16 protein-coding genes are annotated in these 15,380 nt (G+C 70.1%); 12 read left to right on the forward strand and 4 right to left on the reverse strand.

What is annotated here, in order from left to right; translation table 11 throughout:
- Positions 1-13: 13 nt before the first annotated feature.
- Positions 14-1,117: an LCP family protein gene (locus DYE07_RS14535; protein WP_050786567.1), complete on the reverse strand. Its 1,104-nt coding sequence runs from the start codon at positions 1,115-1,117 to the stop codon at positions 14-16.
- A gap of 78 nt (positions 1,118-1,195) precedes the next feature.
- On the opposite strand from DYE07_RS14535, the gene ygfZ reads away from it, so the two are divergent.
- The 7 genes from ygfZ (at position 1,196) to manA (ending at position 7,722) form a co-directional block, all read left to right on the forward strand.
- Complete coding sequence (gene ygfZ, locus DYE07_RS11345; RefSeq protein WP_115297152.1) at positions 1,196-2,353, forward strand: CAF17-like 4Fe-4S cluster assembly/insertion protein YgfZ; 1,158 nt, start codon at positions 1,196-1,198, stop codon at positions 2,351-2,353.
- Positions 2,354-2,748: 395 nt separating this feature from the next.
- Entirely contained in the window at positions 2,749-3,747 is a 999-nt protein-coding gene (locus DYE07_RS11350) for a DUF2382 domain-containing protein (protein WP_115297004.1), read from the forward strand.
- Between the two features lie 103 nt (positions 3,748-3,850).
- On the forward strand, positions 3,851-4,870 hold the full coding sequence (locus tag DYE07_RS11355) for an asparaginase (RefSeq protein ID WP_115297005.1): 1,020 nt from the start codon (positions 3,851-3,853) through the stop codon (positions 4,868-4,870).
- Complete coding sequence (dtd, locus tag DYE07_RS11360; protein WP_115297006.1) at positions 4,867-5,322, forward strand: D-aminoacyl-tRNA deacylase; 456 nt, start codon at positions 4,867-4,869, stop codon at positions 5,320-5,322. Before DYE07_RS11355 ends, dtd begins: the two co-directional genes overlap by 4 nt.
- A gap of 77 nt (positions 5,323-5,399) precedes the next feature.
- Positions 5,400-5,714 (forward strand): DUF2516 family protein, encoded by a 315-nt coding sequence (locus tag DYE07_RS11365; RefSeq protein WP_115297007.1) that lies wholly within the window; start codon positions 5,400-5,402, stop codon positions 5,712-5,714.
- A gap of 6 nt (positions 5,715-5,720) precedes the next feature.
- Positions 5,721-6,524 carry an alpha/beta fold hydrolase gene (locus tag DYE07_RS14810; protein ID WP_172462995.1) on the forward strand — a complete coding sequence of 268 codons (804 nt, stop codon included), beginning with the start codon at positions 5,721-5,723 and terminating at the stop codon, positions 6,522-6,524.
- Between the two features lie 34 nt (positions 6,525-6,558).
- A complete protein-coding gene (manA, locus tag DYE07_RS11370) occupies positions 6,559-7,722 on the forward strand; it encodes a mannose-6-phosphate isomerase, class I (protein ID WP_172462996.1) in 1,164 nt (387 codons plus the stop codon).
- Here the strand turns inward: manA and DYE07_RS11375 are convergent.
- The gene (locus DYE07_RS11375; protein WP_074040779.1) at positions 7,709-8,539 is read right to left on the reverse strand and encodes a class I SAM-dependent methyltransferase; all 831 of its coding nucleotides are present in this window, start codon (positions 8,537-8,539) and stop codon (positions 7,709-7,711) included. The genes manA and DYE07_RS11375 overlap by 14 nt on opposite strands.
- Positions 8,540-8,565: 26 nt before the next feature.
- Between DYE07_RS11375 and mshA the strand changes: the two genes are divergently transcribed.
- The 3 genes from mshA to DYE07_RS11390 all read left to right on the forward strand — a co-directional run bounded on the left by mshA (position 8,566) and on the right by DYE07_RS11390 (position 11,452).
- Entirely contained in the window at positions 8,566-9,999 is a 1,434-nt protein-coding gene (gene mshA / locus DYE07_RS11380; protein WP_083603955.1) for a D-inositol-3-phosphate glycosyltransferase, read from the forward strand.
- 99 nt (positions 10,000-10,098) lie between these two features.
- The gene (locus DYE07_RS11385; RefSeq protein WP_115297009.1) at positions 10,099-10,665 is read left to right on the forward strand and encodes a YbjN domain-containing protein; all 567 of its coding nucleotides are present in this window, start codon (positions 10,099-10,101) and stop codon (positions 10,663-10,665) included.
- A 40-nt stretch (positions 10,666-10,705) separates the two neighbouring features.
- Complete coding sequence (locus DYE07_RS11390; protein WP_115297010.1) at positions 10,706-11,452, forward strand: phosphoglyceromutase; 747 nt, start codon at positions 10,706-10,708, stop codon at positions 11,450-11,452.
- Positions 11,453-11,826: 374 nt separating this feature from the next.
- Here DYE07_RS11390 and phoU read toward each other — a convergent pair whose 3' ends face one another.
- A complete protein-coding gene (gene phoU / locus DYE07_RS11395) occupies positions 11,827-12,498 on the reverse strand; it encodes a phosphate signaling complex protein PhoU (RefSeq protein ID WP_115297011.1) in 672 nt (223 codons plus the stop codon).
- 191 nt (positions 12,499-12,689) lie between these two features.
- Between phoU and DYE07_RS11400 the strand changes: the two genes are divergently transcribed.
- Together DYE07_RS11400 and DYE07_RS11405 are read left to right on the forward strand one after the other, a co-directional pair.
- Positions 12,690-13,979 (forward strand): sensor histidine kinase, encoded by a 1,290-nt coding sequence (locus tag DYE07_RS11400; RefSeq protein WP_235006217.1) that lies wholly within the window; start codon positions 12,690-12,692, stop codon positions 13,977-13,979.
- A complete protein-coding gene (locus DYE07_RS11405) occupies positions 13,976-14,656 on the forward strand; it encodes a winged helix-turn-helix domain-containing protein (RefSeq protein ID WP_115297013.1) in 681 nt (226 codons plus the stop codon). Before DYE07_RS11400 ends, DYE07_RS11405 begins: the two co-directional genes overlap by 4 nt.
- Before the next feature lie 97 nt (positions 14,657-14,753).
- Here the strand turns inward: DYE07_RS11405 and DYE07_RS11410 are convergent, their stop codons facing one another.
- Positions 14,754-15,365, reverse strand: a complete 612-nt coding sequence (locus DYE07_RS11410; protein WP_147286927.1) for a hypothetical protein — start codon at positions 15,363-15,365, stop codon at positions 14,754-14,756.
- Positions 15,366-15,380: the final 15 nt, after the last annotated feature.

Genomic DNA, 15,380 nt, shown 5'->3' on the forward strand with positions numbered 1-15,380 from the left:
CGCGTCCTGGGCCTCAGCTCGCAGCGCCCACGCGCCCGTTCGGGACGCCGGACATGTCGTCCTTGCGCAGGCCGTCGCTCAGCTTCTCGAGGCCTGCCTCATCGACGTAGTCGACCGATCCTGCGGCGCCCTCGTTGCCGAAACCGGTGTACGGCGCCGTGTAGAAGGTGATGTTCTGCGTGTCGAGGTCGCGCAGGCTGTAGGCGAGGCTCGTCATGTACCCAGAGGTGAATCCGTCGTCGACGGCCAGGTTGTCGGAGATGTCGCCGACGAGCTTGGTGATGGTCACCGGGTTGGTCAGGACGCCCTGGGTCTTGGCCTTCTTGAACATGGCAAGAATCCAGGCCTGCTGGTTCTTGCCACGGTCGATGTCGCCGTTCTTGAGCTGGTGACGCTCCTGGACGTAGTGGCGCGCCTGGGTGCCGTTCATGTGGTTCATGCCCTTGGACCAGCTGCCGTATCCCTTCTCGTCGAAGGCCTGCGGCACGTAGATGTCGACGCCGCCCATGTCGTCGGTGAGCTTCTCGAAGCCCTTGAACCCGATCTGCGCGACGTGATCGATGTGGACGTTCGTCGCCTTCTCGATCGTCTGGATGAGCAGGGTCGGGCCGCCGTACGCGTAGGCGGCGTTGATCTTGTTCTTGCCGTGGCCCGGGATGTCGACGTAGTAGTCGCGCGGGAAGTGCACGACGGAGACCTGCTTGCGGTCGTTGCTGATGTGGACGAGCTGGATGACGTCGGAACGGCTTCCGTCACGCAGGCTCGTGTTACGGCTGTCCGAGCCGAGCAACAGGATGTTCTGGGCGTCCCCGGCCGCGGCGTCTCGCGTCACGTTCGAGCTCGGCAGGAGCTTCTCGCGCGAGACGTTCGAGTCGAACACGTACTTGAGGTACAGGAAGAACCCGCCGATGACGAGGGCGACGATGAGCAGCAGCGCGAGCAGCGTGTAGAGCAGGACACGCAGCTTGCTACGCCTCCGTCGCCGGCCGGGGGCCTTCGTCGCGCGGGAGCTGGCACCGTCGCTCGTCTCGCCCGTCGCGCTCGTGCCGTCGTGGGGCGAAGGGCCCGGGGTGCCGGGCGCGTCGTCGGCGTGCGGCATCGAGGTCTCGTCTGACATGGCCCCAGCATAGGTGGGCCGACCGAGGCTCACCTGGGAGCCGCGCGGACCCGCGCGTACGGTGGTGCGGTGAATGATATGCAGCCCCTGCCCCCTGAGGTCTCGGACGCGGACCGGGCCACGAATCCGGACACCGTCGACGCCGCCCATGCCGGCGCGACGACGAACGCCCCCGCGTCGCAGCATGAGGCGGCCCACGCGGGCGACTGCTCGCCGTCCCTCGACCTGCCCGGCGCCGTGGCGGCCGACGGCGTCTGGGCGTCGGTGCCCGCCCACTACGGCAACCCGGTCGCCGAGCAGCGTGCGCTCGAGCAGGGCCGGGCTCACGTCGACCTGTCGGCCCGCGGCGTCGTGCGGGTCGCCGGCCCCGACCGCCTCTCCTGGCTGCACTCGATGACGACGCAGCACCTCGCCGACCTGGCGCCGTTCACCTCGACGGAGACGCTCGTGCTCAGCCCGCACGGGCACGTCGAGTTCGCCCTGCACGTCGTCGACGACGGCGAGGCGACGTGGCTGACGACCGATCCCGGTCGCAGCGCCGAATTGGCCGCATGGCTGCGACGCATGCAGTTCATGCTGCGCGTCGAGGTGGCAGACGTCTCCGACGAACACGCAGTCATCGGTGAGGTGAACGACGAGGAGTCGACCCCCGAGCAGGTGCGTGAGACCGGCGTCATCGCCTGGCGTGACCCGTGGCCGGCGCTCGGCCCCGTGAGCGCGGCGTACGGTCCGAGCGCGCAGCACCCTGGTTCGGAGCGTCGGTGGCGCGAACTCATCGTGCCGCGCGAGCGGTTCGAGGCGGTCTTCGCCGAGGCTCAGCCGGCGGGCCTGTGGGCCGCGGAGGCGCTGCGCGTCGCGGCCTGGCGACCCGACGGGCTGCTCGAGGTCGACCACCGGACCATTCCGCACGAGCTCGACTGGCTGCGCAGCGCCGTGCATCTGCAGAAGGGGTGCTACCGGGGGCAGGAGACCGTCGCCCGCGTCCACAACCTGGGTCGCCCGCCGCGGCGGTTGGCGTTCGTCCATCTCGACGGCAGCGACCACACGCTGCCCGAGGTCGGCGCCGAGGTCATGGTGCCCGGAGCCCCCCGTGCTGCGGGTCGGCTGACGTCAGTGGCGCGTCACCACATCGACGGGCCGATCGGCCTCGTCGTGCTCAAGCGTTCAACCCCAGCCGACGCGCCGCTGCTGATCGGCGGGGTGGCCGCCGCGCAGACCGTCATCGTCGCGCCCTGAGTGTTCGCGGCCTGATGCTCGGGGCGGGGTCAAGGGGTCCTGACCGTGCAGGGTCTCAGATGAGTCTACCGGGACGGGATGCAAAAAATGTGATTCATGTCACAAAACCGATGGGTAGCGGTTGTCTGTATTGGCCATAGGGGTGGAGCTGTCACCCCTATGAGGCCGCAAAACGGCCCTGAAGCGTGTCGGGGTCCACTCCCACGGGTGAGATCCGAGGGGCGGGTGACGCGGAGGAGACCCCCAGGTTGCATCCTGTCCAGACCCCTTTCGCGGCCGGGGGTGGTGACAGCGGCCAGGAAAAATGATCGGCTGATGCCAAGCCGCACGGCGACCTGGACGGATGCGAATCCGGTCGGATCGGCGTGCATCCGCCATCACGAAGGAGAACGAAAATGCTTTCCGTTGACGACGTTCTGGCCACCCGATCCGGCAAGGCCTACGACAGCGACGGCGACAAGATCGGTTCGGTCGGCGAGGTCTACCTGGACGACCAGACGAGCCAGCCCGCCTGGGTCACGGTCAACACGGGCCTGTTCGGTACCTCCGAGTCCTTCGTCCCGCTCGAGGGCGCCCGCGTGGAGGGTGAGGACCTGCACCTCCCCTACACGAAGGCCAAGATCAAGGACGCCCCGCGTCAGGACGCTGACAAGCACCTCGACGTCGAGCAGGAAGAGGCGCTCTACCGCTACTACGGCCTATCGAACGGTGGCACGACGCACGACGGTGACCGTCGTGACTTCGACGGCCGCGACGCCGCTGCCGCCGGCACGGCCGGAACCGCCGGTTACGCCGCCGGTCACCACGACCACGACGCCAAGGACCGTGTGGAGGGTCGCGTCGACGAGGCTCGCGCCGACCACGAGTTCCGCAAGGAAGAGCACGACGAGCGTCGCGTCGAGCGTGACGAGCGCAACCTTGAGCGCGACGAGAACGGCGTCGTTCTTCACGAGGAGCGCCTCAACGTCGCCAAGGAGCGTCGCGAGGCCGGCAAGGCTCGCCTGCGCAAGTACGTCGTCACCGAGCAGCAGCAGGTCGACGTCCCCGTCACCCGCGAAGAGGTTCACGTGACCCGTGAGCCCGTCAACGAGCGCGTCGACGGCAACGTCCAGCTCGGCGAGGAGACGCAGACGGTGACGCTGCACGAGGAGCGCCCGGTCGTCGACAAGGAGACCGTCGCCACCGAGCGCGTCGGCCTCGACGTCGACCAGGTCCAGGAGACGCAGCGCGTCCAGGCGGAGGTCGGTCACGAAGAGGTCCGCGTCGAGAACGGCGTCGAGGGCACGCGTGGCACCGACGATGTGCGTGGCACCGACGGCGTCCGCGACGGTGACGACCGCTCCTTCGCCGACAAGGCCAAGGACAAGGTTCGCGACGTCAAGGACAACCACTGAGGTTGACCGCATCTAGCCTCGGCTAGTCGCAGACGAAGGCCCGCCGCTCCCTGGGGGAGTGACGGGCCTTCGTCATGTCCGCGCCAGCCCGTAAGGTCGGAGCATGAGTTCGCCCACCGCTGATCAGATCACCGCGATGCTCGCCGGGGCGCCGGTCATGGCCCGCGTCGACCGCTCGGGTTTCGTCGAGTCCGTCCACCGTGCGCTCGCGTGCGTCACCACTGCCGAGGGGGCCGTTCAGGCCGCGTGGGGCGAGCCGGACGCCGTCATCTATCCTCGCTCGTCGAACAAACCGTTGCAGGCGCTCGCGATGGTGCGTGCCGGCCTCGATCTGCCGCCGCAGCTGCTTGCGCTCGTGTGCTCGAGCCACTCGGGTGAGCGCTTCCACCTCGAGGGGGTGCGCAGCATCCTCGAACGGCACGGCCTGAGCGTCGAGGACCTGCAGAACACCCCCGACCTGCCGTACGACGACGTCGATCGTCGCCAATGGCTGCGTGAGGGCCGCGAGCCCGAGTCGCTGGCCCAGAACTGCTCCGGCAAGCACGCCGGCATGCTCGCGACGTGCGTCGTCAACGGCTGGAACACGACGACGTACCGCGACGTCGACCACCCGCTGCAGCGACTCATGGCCACCACGCTCGAGCAGATCGCCGACGACACCGTCGAGGCGACTGGCGTGGACGGTTGTGGTGCTCCCGTCATGACGCTGAGCATGGCCGGGTTGGCGCGTGCCTTCGGGCGACTTGCCGCGGCGGCGCCCGGCAGCGCAGAGGCGCGGGTGGCCGACGCGATGCGCGCCGCGCCGCGCTACCTCGGGGGCACACGCCGCGACGTCACGAAACTCGTCGAGGGCGTCGACGGCCTCATCGCGAAGGACGGGGCGGAGGCCGTCTACGCGATCGGCCTCGCCGACGGACGCGGCGTCAGCGTCAAGATCGCCGACGGCTCCCAGCGCGTGCGCCCCGTCGTGGCTGCGGCGATCCTGCGGGCGATGGGGGTGGACGCGCCGGTGCTGGACGATCTCGCGTCGGCACCGATCCTCGGCCACGGTGAGCCCGTGGGCGCTGTCACGGCCGTGCTGCCGGAGCCCACGACGGGTTCGCTCGCGGCGACGCACGGATGAGGGCCGTCCTGCAGCGAGCGCTCGAGGGGAGCGTCAGCGTCGCGGGCGAGGTCGTCGGCCGACTCGACGCGCCGGGCGTCGTCGTCCTGCTCGGCGCCACCCATGACGACGGCGGCGCCCAGGTCGCGGCGATGGCGCGCAAGATTGCCGGGTTGCGCATCATGCCCGGGGAGGTCAGCGTCAGCGACCTGCACGCCGGCGACCTCGAGACGGGTGAGGCGTGCACCCGCCTGCTCGTCGTCAGCCAGTTCACCGTGTACGGCGACACGCGCAAGGGTCGGCGCCCGTCGTGGGGAGCGGCTGCGCCGGGTGAGGTCGCGGAACCGCTCGTCGACGCCGTCGTGGCGGCGCTGCGCGGCGAGGGGTTGCGCGTGGCGACGGGCCGCTTCGGCGCTGACATGCGTGTGAGCCTCGTCAACGACGGGCCGTTCACCGTCGTCGTCGACGTATGAGGGCGACGTCCCCGGCCGCCACCTCGAGAACGCCCCGTCCGGCGCGGGTTGTCGGACCTCTCGCCTAGGCTGGAGGCATGGAGGTCATCTCTCAGATCCAGGCGTACGCGATGGTGGCGCTGGGCGTCATCGTGCTCGGCGTCGAGATCTTCGCGCTCATCGAGGCCGCGCGCGGTTCGGCGATCATGTATCAGGCGCACGGCAAGCTCTCGAAGCCCGCCTGGTTGGCGATCACGGCGGTCGCCGTCCTGCTCGGTTTCATCTCGCTGCTGCGGCCCGTCAGCCTGCCGGGCATCATCGGCATCGTCGCCGCCGGGGTGTTCCTCGCCGACGTCCGACCCATCGTCCGACCGAACAAGCCGAATTCCAACGGCCCGTACGGCCCCTGGTGATCCGCGGTGGCTGCTGAGTTCGTCGACGGCCCGAGCGGCCCGCTCGAGGTGGTGCGCTCCGGTCGCGGGGAGCCGGTGACGGTGTTCGCGCACGGCATGGGCGCCTCCATCCCCTCGACGCGTCCGTACGCCTCGGGCGTCTCGGGCACGCGCGTCTTCTTCCACTTCCGTTCGCACGGCCGCTCGGCGCCGGCGTTCGACGGGTGGGACTACGACCACACCGCCGACGAACTCCTGGCCGTCAGCGACCATGTCGCGGCGACGCGGGCGCTGGGTGTTTCGATGGGTGCCGGTTCGATCCTGCGCGTCCTGCTGCGCGACCCACGACGCTTCGAGCGGGTCGTCCTCGTGATCCCCGCCGTCGTCGACTCGCCGCGCAACAGCGCGGGCCTCGTGCGCTACGAGGCGATGGCGCAGGCCTCGCGTGACGGCGACGCCGCCACGATCCGTGTCCAGCTGGAGCGCGAGCTGCCGGCGTCGGCGCATGGAAGTGACGCGGCGCAGGCCTGGGTCGATCAGCAGACCGAGGTGTTCCTGCGCCCCGGCATGGCCGAGGCGTTGCGCGACATGCCGCACGCCGTCCCGGTCGCCGACGTCGAGGCGCTGCGCGGCCTCGAGCTGCCCGTGCTCATCCTCGCCCAGCGCGGCGACGAGGTGCACCCGGTGAGCTCGGCTGAGCGTCTCGCACAGCATCTGCCGAACGCGCGTCTCGAGGTCTTCGACGAGCACGGGCTGCTGTGGGGGCACCGCGGGCGGGTGCGGGAGGTCGTGGGGGAGTTCTTCGACGACCCCGCCGACGACATACGATGACGCCCGTCATGGGTGCAGTGGGGGAGGGGGCGCCGTGCTGAAGTTCGAGCCGTTCATCAAGGATTACGCGTGGGGTTCGCGTGAGGCGTTGGCAAGCCTCGCCGGGCGCGCGCCGAGCGAGGAACCCGAGGCCGAGCTGTGGGTGGGGGCTCACGAAGCGGGGCCGGGCACGTTCGATCATGGGGGACGTCGCTGCGGCCTCGACGAGCACATCGCGAGCGACCACGCCCACCATCTCGGTGCCCGCTCGCGTGAGCGTTTCGGCGACCGTCTGCCGTTCCTGCTCAAGATCCTCGCGGCCGACAAGGCGCTGTCGATCCAGGCGCACCCGGACGCGAGTCGCGCGGCGTCGGCGCCGGAGGGCACCTACTCCGATGCGTGGCCGAAGCCGGAGGCGTGGATCCCCCTCGTCGAGAGCGAGGCGTTCGCCGGCTCGTTGCCCTTCGCGCAGGTGCAGGAGCGCCTCCGCGCGCTCGGCCTCGTGAGCCTCGAGGCGATGATCGACGCCGCGCGCGGCACCGAGCGTCCCGAGCACGCGCTGCTCAGCATGATCCTCACGCTCGAGACGGAGCGTCAGGGCCCGTTCGTGCAGGAGGTCGTCGCGGCGCTCGAGAGCGTCGTCAAGACGATCGAGGACGACGCCGAGGCGCGCGCCCTGCGCACGGTCCTCACCGTGCACGAGCAGTTTCCGGGCGACATCGGCGTCGTCGTCCTGCTCACGATGCAGCACCACCTCATGACGCCCGGGCGCAGCTACTTCATCGGCGCTGGCGTCCTGCATTCCTTCGTCCGCGGCACGAGCGTCGAGATCCTCGCGAACTCGGACAACGTCGTCCGCGGCGGGTTGACGCCGAAGAAGGTCGACGTCGCCGAACTGCTCGCCATCGTCGACGTGTCGACGCCCGTGACGGCGGACGAACCCCGGCGCCCGCAGCCCGGGATGGCGCGGTACCACTCCGAGGTGCCGCACTTCGCGCTGTGGGAGCTTCGACCTCAGAGTGAGCCCCTTGACGTGCCCGCCCACGGCGCGCCCGGTCTCCTGCTCGCGCTCGATGCGCCCGTCAGCGTCGAGTGCGCCGACGAGCGTCTCGTGCTCGGGCCCCTGGAGTGCGCATGGTGGCCGGCGGGCGACCCACCGGCGCGCGTCACCGGTGAGCGGGGCGCGAGGTTGTTCGTCGCGACGCTCAACGACGAGTGATGCGGGCGCCGTCGTCCGCGGGTGCCACGGCTGCCCAGGCGACGGTGATCTCGCCGAGGCGCCAGCGGTGGACGTCGTCGAGCAGCGGCCAGCCCGACGCCCGCATCGCGCGGGCCGTCGCGATGAACCGCTGACGAGCCCCGTGCGGCGCCAGCGGCGCACTGAGCGTCCAGTGGTGTGACAGTGCAGCGAGGTAGTCGTGGATGCGCTCGCCGGGCACGTTGCGGTGGATGAGGGCCTTGACGAGCCTCGGGGCGATGTCCGCGGGGTCGGCGAGGCCCGCGAGGCGGTAGGAGAGCGTGAGGCTGACGGGCCCGCTCGCCTCGAGCGCCACCCACGTCGAACGGCGCCCCAGCTCGTCACACGTGCCGTCGAGCAGCAGCCCGCCCGGCGCCAACCGCTCGAGCACGTGCGCCCAGGCGCCGGCCACCTCGCTCTCGTCGTACTGACGCAGCACGTTCGCGGCCCGCACGATGACAGGGCGCTCGCCGCCCGGTAGCGGCACCTCGAAACCGCCACGGGCGAAGCTCAATCCCTCCAACGGCGTGCGCGCGATCAGTCGCCGGCCCATCTCGACGCGGCTCGGTTCGATCTCGATGCCGACGGTGCGCACGTCACGGCGCACCGCGCGCAGCCGCGTGTGCAGTTCGACGGCGGTGGTGGGGGAGGCGCCGTACCCGAGATCGACGACGACGGGCGAGCCCTCCGAGCGGCGCAGCCGCCAGGCCTGCGGCCCCGCCAGCCACCGGTCTTGACGGCGCAGCCGGTTGGCGTTGGTCGTGCCGCGGGTGACGGCGCCGACGGGTCGGGAATGCACGTGGCGAATCTACCGTTGCCGATGTCGTGGACGAATCCGACGTGAACGATGCCGCTGCCCGCGCGTGGCCACCGAGCGCCTCCGCCGCACCGTCGGACGGGCGCGGAGGAACGAGTCCGGCCACCTCGGCGTCCGGTGAGGCTTCTGAGCGCGAGGTCAAGCACGTCGCCATGGTGAGCGTCCACACCTCACCGCTGTCGCAGCCGGGGACGGGTGACGCGGGCGGCCTCAACGTCTACGTCGTCGAGACGGCGAAGCGGCTCGCGCAACGCGGCGTCGCCGTCGACATCTTCACGCGGCGCACGAGCGCGTCCGTGGGTGAGCAGGTCGAACTGGCGCCCGGCGTGACCGTGCACCACATCGCCGCCGGGCCGTACGAGGGGCTCGGCAAGGACGATCTGCCGGGCCAGCTGTGTGCGTTCGCGGCCGGCATGATGCGGGTCGGCGCGTCGAAGCCGGAGGGGTACTACGACCTCGTGCATTCCCACTACTGGCTCTCGGGCCAGGTCGGGTGGCTCGCGGCCGACCGGTGGCGGGTGCCTCTCATCCACACGATGCACACGATGGCGCGGGTCAAGAACAGTCAGCTCGCCGCGGGTGACACTCCCGAGCCGGCGGGGCGCGAGATCGGTGAGGAGCAGGTCGTCGACGCGGCCACGACGCTCGTCGCCAACACCCCCGGCGAGGCCCGGGAACTCATCGACCTCTACGGAGCCGACCCGGCGAGGGTCACCGTCGTCACCCCCGGCGTCGACCTCGACGTGTTCAGCGCGGGCGACGACATCGTCGCCGAACGTCATGCTGCGCGAGCGGAACTCGGCTTCGAGGAGGACGCTGACGTCGTCCTCTTCGTCGGCCGCATCCAGCCGCTCAAGGCGCCCGACGTCCTCGTGCGTGCCGTCGCTCGCATGATCGAGGACGCCCCGTGGCGCCGCGAAAAGCTGCGACTCGTCATCGTCGGCGGGCCGTCGGGCTCAGGCCTCGACAAGCCTCTCGCGCTGCAGGCGCTCGCGCGCGAGCTGGGCGTCAAGGACGTCGTCGACTTCGTGCCGCCCGTCTCGCGGCGCGAACTCGTCACCTGGTTCCATGCGACGGATGTCGTCGCGGTGCCGTCGCACAGCGAGTCGTTCGGGCTCGTCGCGATCGAGGCGTCCGCCTCCGGCACGCCCGTCGTGGCCGCAGCGGTCGGTGGGCTGCCTACGGCCGTCGGAGACGGCGGCGTCCTCGTCGACGGCCACGACCCGGCGACGTGGGCGCAGGAGCTCGCTGCATTGCTCGACGACCCGCCACGCATCGATGAACTGGGCCGTCGCGCCGCCCGCCACGCTCAGGACCACAGCTGGGACGCGAGCGTCGACAAGCTCCTCGCCGTCTACGAGGACGCGTGCCGGCGGGAGACGAGCTCCGACATCGACGCCTCCCGTGCGCTCGCCGGTGTACCCAGCGCCATCGTGCCGTGACGGTCTGACGGTCTGACGGTCTGAGCGTGCGACGGCCTGACGGTGCGAAGGCCTGACCGGGTGATGCCGCGAGCGGCGACGGCCGCGTAGGTTGGTGTCATGTCTGACGCTGACCTGGTCGAAGCCGCCACCACCCTCGTGCGCGAATGGTTGGAGGCATCCGGCCTCGAATGGGATCTCGGGGCGCGCGAGCGCGAGTTCGTCGTCACGCTGCCGGGGGAGAAGAAGCTCAAGACGGTCGTCTCGCTCGTCGTCGGGGATCGCACGCTCAAGGCGATGGCGTTCGTCGTGCGCAACCCCGACGAGAACCACGAGGACGTCTACCGGCTGCTCCTGCAGCGCAACCTGCGCCTGCCGGGCGTCGCGTACGGCATCGACTCCTCCGGCGACGTCTACCTCACCGGCCGACTGCCGCTGGCGGGGCTCGACACGGCGGGCCTCGACGTCCTGCTCGGCGCGATGCTCGAGGCGAGCGACGGCATCTTCAACGACGTCCTCGCGCGTGGCTTCCTGTCGTCGATGAAGAAAGAATGGCACTGGCGCGTCACGCATGACGAGTCGACGCGCAACCTCGACGCCTTCCGCCACCTCCTCGAGAACGGCCGCGACGACGAGGCGAGGGCGGACGATGAGGCGACGGCGAAAGATCCGACCACCGAGCAGTGACGCCCCACCCTCACACGGGCGTCGGCGATAGGCTGGAGGCATGACGCACACGCTGATCCTGCTCCGTCACGGAGAGTCCGACTGGAACGCCAAGAACCTGTTCACCGGGTGGGTCGACGTGCCCCTCACCGACAAGGGCCGGGCCGAGGCCACGCACGGCGGTGAACTGCTCGTCGAGAACGGCATCCTGCCCGACGTCGTCCACACGTCGCTGCTGCGCCGCGCCATCATGACGGCCAACCTCGCACTCGACGCAGCCGACCGTCACTGGATCCCGGTCAAGCGCAGCTGGCGCCTCAACGAGCGGCACTACGGCGCCCTCCAGGGCAAGAACAAGGCCGAGACGCTCGCCACGTACGGCGAAGAGCAGTTCATGACGTGGCGCCGCTCTTTCGACACGCCCCCGCCGCCCATCGAGAAAGGCAGCGAGTGGAGCCAGGACGCCGACCCGCGCTACGCCGACCTCGGTGACGACGCGCCGCTGACGGAATGCCTCAAGGACGTCATCGAGCGCTTCCTGCCCTACTGGCACGACGAGGTCGTCCCCGACCTGCAGGACGGCAAGACGGTGCTGCTCGCCGCGCACGGCAACTCGCTGCGCGCCGTCGTAAAGCACCTCGACGGCATCAGTGACGACGACATCGTCGGCGTCAACATCCCCACCGGCATGCCCCTCGTCTACGAAATCGACGACAACTTCGAGCCCGTCACCAAGGGTGGACGCTACCTCGACCCCGAAGCCGCCGCCGCAGCCGCTGCCGCCGTCGCCAATCAGGGCAAGAAGTAAGCACCCGCATCTGATGAAGCCCGCCACACCGATCGGTGTGGCGGGCTTCATCAGATCTGGTGCCCAGCGCGCGCGTTTTGTTTTGCGCGCTTCGTCAACGCTCGCCGACGCTGGAGCTGGCTGGCCTCGCAAGCTCGGACCCCAGCCCCGCGACGACGAGCTTGATCCTCAGCGCGCGGTTTCTCTTGCGCGCTTCGTCAACGCTCGCCGACGCTGGAGCTGGCTGGCCTCGCAAGCTCGGGCCCCAGCCCCGCGGCGACGAGCTTGATCCTCAGTGCGCGTTTCCTCTTGCGCGCTTCGTCAACGCTCGCCGACGCTGGAGCTGGCTGGCCTCGCAAGCTCGGGCCCCAGCCCCGCGACGACGAGCTTGATCCTCAGCGCGCGTCGCGCGAGAGGCCCTCGTCCGGGTTGCCGTAGCGACCCGTCACGAGGTACACGATGCGGTCGGCGACGGCCACGGCGTGGTCACCGAAGCGCTCGTAGTAGCGCGACAGCAGCGTCGCGTTGACGCCGGCCTCCATGCCGTGCTGCCAGTTGTCGAGCAGCGTCGTGAAGACCTTCTTGTGCAGCTCGTCCATCGCGTCGTCGATACGGCCGATCTCGACGGCCGCGTAGACGTCCTTGGACGAGATCGCATCACCGGTCGCCTTGACGAGACGCTGACCGACGGCCGCCATCTCGGCGATGATCGGGCGCATGTCGTCGGGGATGGCGAGGTTCGGGGCCGCCATGCGGGCGACCTTCGCGATGTGACGGGCGAGGTCGCCCATGCGCTCGATGTCGGAGCTCATGTGCATCGCCGTGACGACCATGCGCAGGTCGGTTGCGACGGGCTGCTGGCGAGCGAGCAGGTCGACGGCGAGGTCGTCGATCTCCCGGCGCAGCGTGTCGATGTCGTCGTCGGCGGCGATGACGCTCTCGGCGACGGTGCGATCGCCCTCGAGCAGGGCGGTGGTGGCGCGCTCGAGAGCGGTGGCCACCATCGTCGTCATCGTGACGAGCTGGTCGGAGATCTTGTCGAGATCCTCGTGGAATGCGTCGCGCATTCGCGTCCTCCTCAGGCTGGCTCCGTGGAGCGCGTGCAGGCATGGCGGATGACCACCCTGCGGTGGTTCCCAACAGACGTTTCCATGACCTCATGAACGAAGACAAGCGCGAAGGTGAACATCCGGCGACATGTGCGAAGCGCCCGCGCTCAGGGCGCCGCCCGCGGTCATGGTGTGCGTACCCTTGCCCTGTGTCAGACCTCCTCGCCCTCGCCGCCGGTGCAGCCGTCGCCGCCCCGTTGGCCCTGGGCGGGGGATACGCGCTCGGTCGGCGTCCCGAACGACCGCCGCAAGGGGAGACGAGGGGCGCGGCGACAGCCGTGGCCGCGCCGAGCCTGATCGACACCCCTGCCGCGTCGACGACCGACCTCGTGCCGCGCATGCTGTCGCAGGACGCCGCGCGCCTGCTGCGCCTGCTGCGCTCGGGTTGGCTCCTCGTCGACCGTTCTGACCGCGTCGTCGCCTCGAGCGAGGACGCCTCCGCCCTCGGACTCGTGCGCGACGTCGACCTGCGGCACGAGGAGATGAAGCAGGTCGTGCGCCTCGCACGTCGCGAACGCCGCACCGTCGAAGGCGACCTCGACCTGCCGCGCGGCCCGATCGACGACGCCCGCGTCGACCTCGGCGTCCGCGTCACCCCCCTCAACGACGACCTCGTCGTCGTGCTCGTCGAGGACAGGACGCAGGCGCGTCGCATCGAGGAGACGCGCCGCGACTTCGTCGTCAACGTCTCGCACGAGCTGAAGACGCCCGTCGGCGGGTTGCGGTTGCTCGCCGAGGCCGTCGAGGACGCCGCGGACGACGCGGAGGCCGTCGCGCGCTTCGCCGGCCGCATGAAGACGGAGACGGTGCGCCTCGCGAACCTCGTGCAGGAGATCGTCGACCTGTCGCGCCTGCAGGGCGCCGACACCGTCGCCGCGGCCAAGCCCGTCGACCTCGGCGAGTGCGCCGTCCGCGCGACGGAGGAGACACGGCTGCTCGCCGAGAGCCGCAACATCGAGGTCCTGCTGCGCGCCGACGAAGAATCGCACGTCGTCCTCGGCGACGAGAACCTGCTGACGACGGCCATCCGCAACCTCGTGAGCAACGCCGTCAACTACTCGCCGGCGGACACGCGGATCTCCGTGGTCGTCAGGACCGACGACGACGATGTGGCCGTGCAGGTCACCGACCAGGGAATCGGATTGTCCGCGGCCGACGTGGAGCGCATCTTCGAACGCTTCTACCGTGTCGACCCCGCACGCTCGCGTCAGACCGGCGGAACCGGGCTCGGGCTCGCCATCGTCAAGCACGTGTGCGCCAACCACGGCGGCCGCATCCGCGTCTGGAGCGAACCGGGCGTCGGTTCGACGTTCGAGATGCAGTTCCCCTGCTGGAGCGCCGAGCGCGAGCACCACCTCGCCGACCCCGACGCGCCCCTCACCCCCTCAGCCCGCCCGGTGCTCGCGACGAGCGGCGCCCCGACGAAGGAAGTCCAGTGACCCGCATTCTCATCGTGGAGGACGAGGAGTCCTACTCGGAACCGCTCGCGTACATGCTGAAGAAGGAGGGCTACGAGGCCGTCGTCGCAGCCACCGGCCCCGAGGGCATCGACACCTTCGAGCGCGGCGGCGCGGACCTCGTCCTGCTCGACGTCATGCTGCCCGGCATGTCGGGCGTCGACGTGTGCCGCGAGCTGCGCAGCCGCTCGGGCGTGCCCATCATCATGCTGACGGCGAAGGACAGCGAGATCGACAAGGTCGTCGGTCTCGAGATGGGCGCCGACGACTACGTGACGAAGCCGTACTCCGGGCGCGAGTTGCTCGCGCGCATCAAGGCCGTTCTGCGCCGCCGCGGCGAGGCGGAGGCGGGCGAGAGCGACGAGCTCGTCGTCGGGCCCGTGGCGATGGACGTCGAACGTCACGTCGTCACTGTGGGGGGCAAGGGCGTCGCGATGCCGCTCAAGGAGTTCGAACTGCTCGAGATGCTCATGCGCAACGAGGGGCGCGTCCTCACTCGCATGCAGCTCATCGACCGCGTCTGGGGCAGCGACTACGTCGGTGACACCAAGACCCTCGACGTCCACATCAAGCGCCTGCGCGCCAAGATCGAGCCCGACCCCGGCTCGCCACAGCACATCCTGACGGTGCGTGGGCTCGGCTACAAGCTCGAGGCCTGACGCGGCGGACCCTGCGTACCACCCGCAGCCCCGGCGCACGACGAAGGCCGGCATCCCGCGCAGGATGCCGGCCTTCGTCAGGCGTGGGACGCGAACACTAGTGGCTCGTGACGGACGTGCCCTTCTCCTCCTCGCCCGTGGGGGCGGGGGTCGATTCGCTGATGCCGACGTCGTGGCCCTCCTTCGGCTCGACGTCCTCGGCGTGCTCGACCGAGGCTGAGCCGTACGGGTACTGGTCGAGCACGACCGGGACGGCGACCTGCGTCGAGCCGCCGGGCGTGGCCTTGAGCGTCATGTCGATCTGGTCGCCCGGCTTCGAGTCGCCGATCGAGGCGACCTCGACGGGGCTGATCTTGGCGGAGCCGTTGCCGTTCGCCTTGCCGTCGAGGCGCACGCTCTGGCCTGCGGGAACGGTGACCTGCGTGTCGTTGCCCGCGACGGAGAGCGTCAGTTGACGATCTTCGTTCGCCTTGTTGTAGACGAGGCCCTCGAGAGCACCCTTGTGCGTCTTGTCGTCGTTGACGATGAGCAGGTTGACGGCCTTGAGGTCGCCCACCGTGGCAGAGACACCGTCAGCGGGGTCGTACTGCAGCTCCGTCGTGTACGGGTTGATGACCTGGCCGCAGCCGGTCAGGGTGGCGCCGAGCGTCACGGCGGCAAGAAGCACGCCTGCGCGGCGGCGCTGGGGGTTCATGATTCGTCGCGTCACGTGCCCAAGAGTATC

The organism is Dermacoccus nishinomiyaensis (assembly GCF_900447535.1).
Taxonomy (GTDB): domain Bacteria; phylum Actinomycetota; class Actinomycetes; order Actinomycetales; family Dermatophilaceae; genus Dermacoccus; species Dermacoccus nishinomiyaensis.

Excerpts from the sequence above, each read along its gene's own strand:
- DYE07_RS11365 (WP_115297007.1), top strand. The coding sequence starts at position 5,400 with ATGGAGGTCATCTCTCAGATCCAGGCGTACGCGATGGTGGCGCTGGGC.
- DYE07_RS11355 (WP_115297005.1), top strand. The coding sequence starts at position 3,851 with ATGAGTTCGCCCACCGCTGATCAGATCACCGCGATGCTCGCCGGGGCG.
- ygfZ (WP_115297152.1), top strand. The coding sequence starts at position 1,196 with ATGCAGCCCCTGCCCCCTGAGGTCTCGGACGCGGACCGGGCCACGAAT.
- DYE07_RS11350 (WP_115297004.1), top strand. The coding sequence starts at position 2,749 with ATGCTTTCCGTTGACGACGTTCTGGCCACCCGATCCGGCAAGGCCTAC.
- phoU (WP_115297011.1), bottom strand. The coding sequence starts at position 12,498 with ATGCGCGACGCATTCCACGAGGATCTCGACAAGATCTCCGACCAGCTC.
- DYE07_RS11385 (WP_115297009.1), top strand. The coding sequence starts at position 10,099 with ATGTCTGACGCTGACCTGGTCGAAGCCGCCACCACCCTCGTGCGCGAA.
- DYE07_RS11390 (WP_115297010.1), top strand. The coding sequence starts at position 10,706 with ATGACGCACACGCTGATCCTGCTCCGTCACGGAGAGTCCGACTGGAAC.
- dtd (WP_115297006.1), top strand. The coding sequence starts at position 4,867 with ATGAGGGCCGTCCTGCAGCGAGCGCTCGAGGGGAGCGTCAGCGTCGCG.
- DYE07_RS14535 (WP_050786567.1), bottom strand. The coding sequence starts at position 1,117 with ATGTCAGACGAGACCTCGATGCCGCACGCCGACGACGCGCCCGGCACC.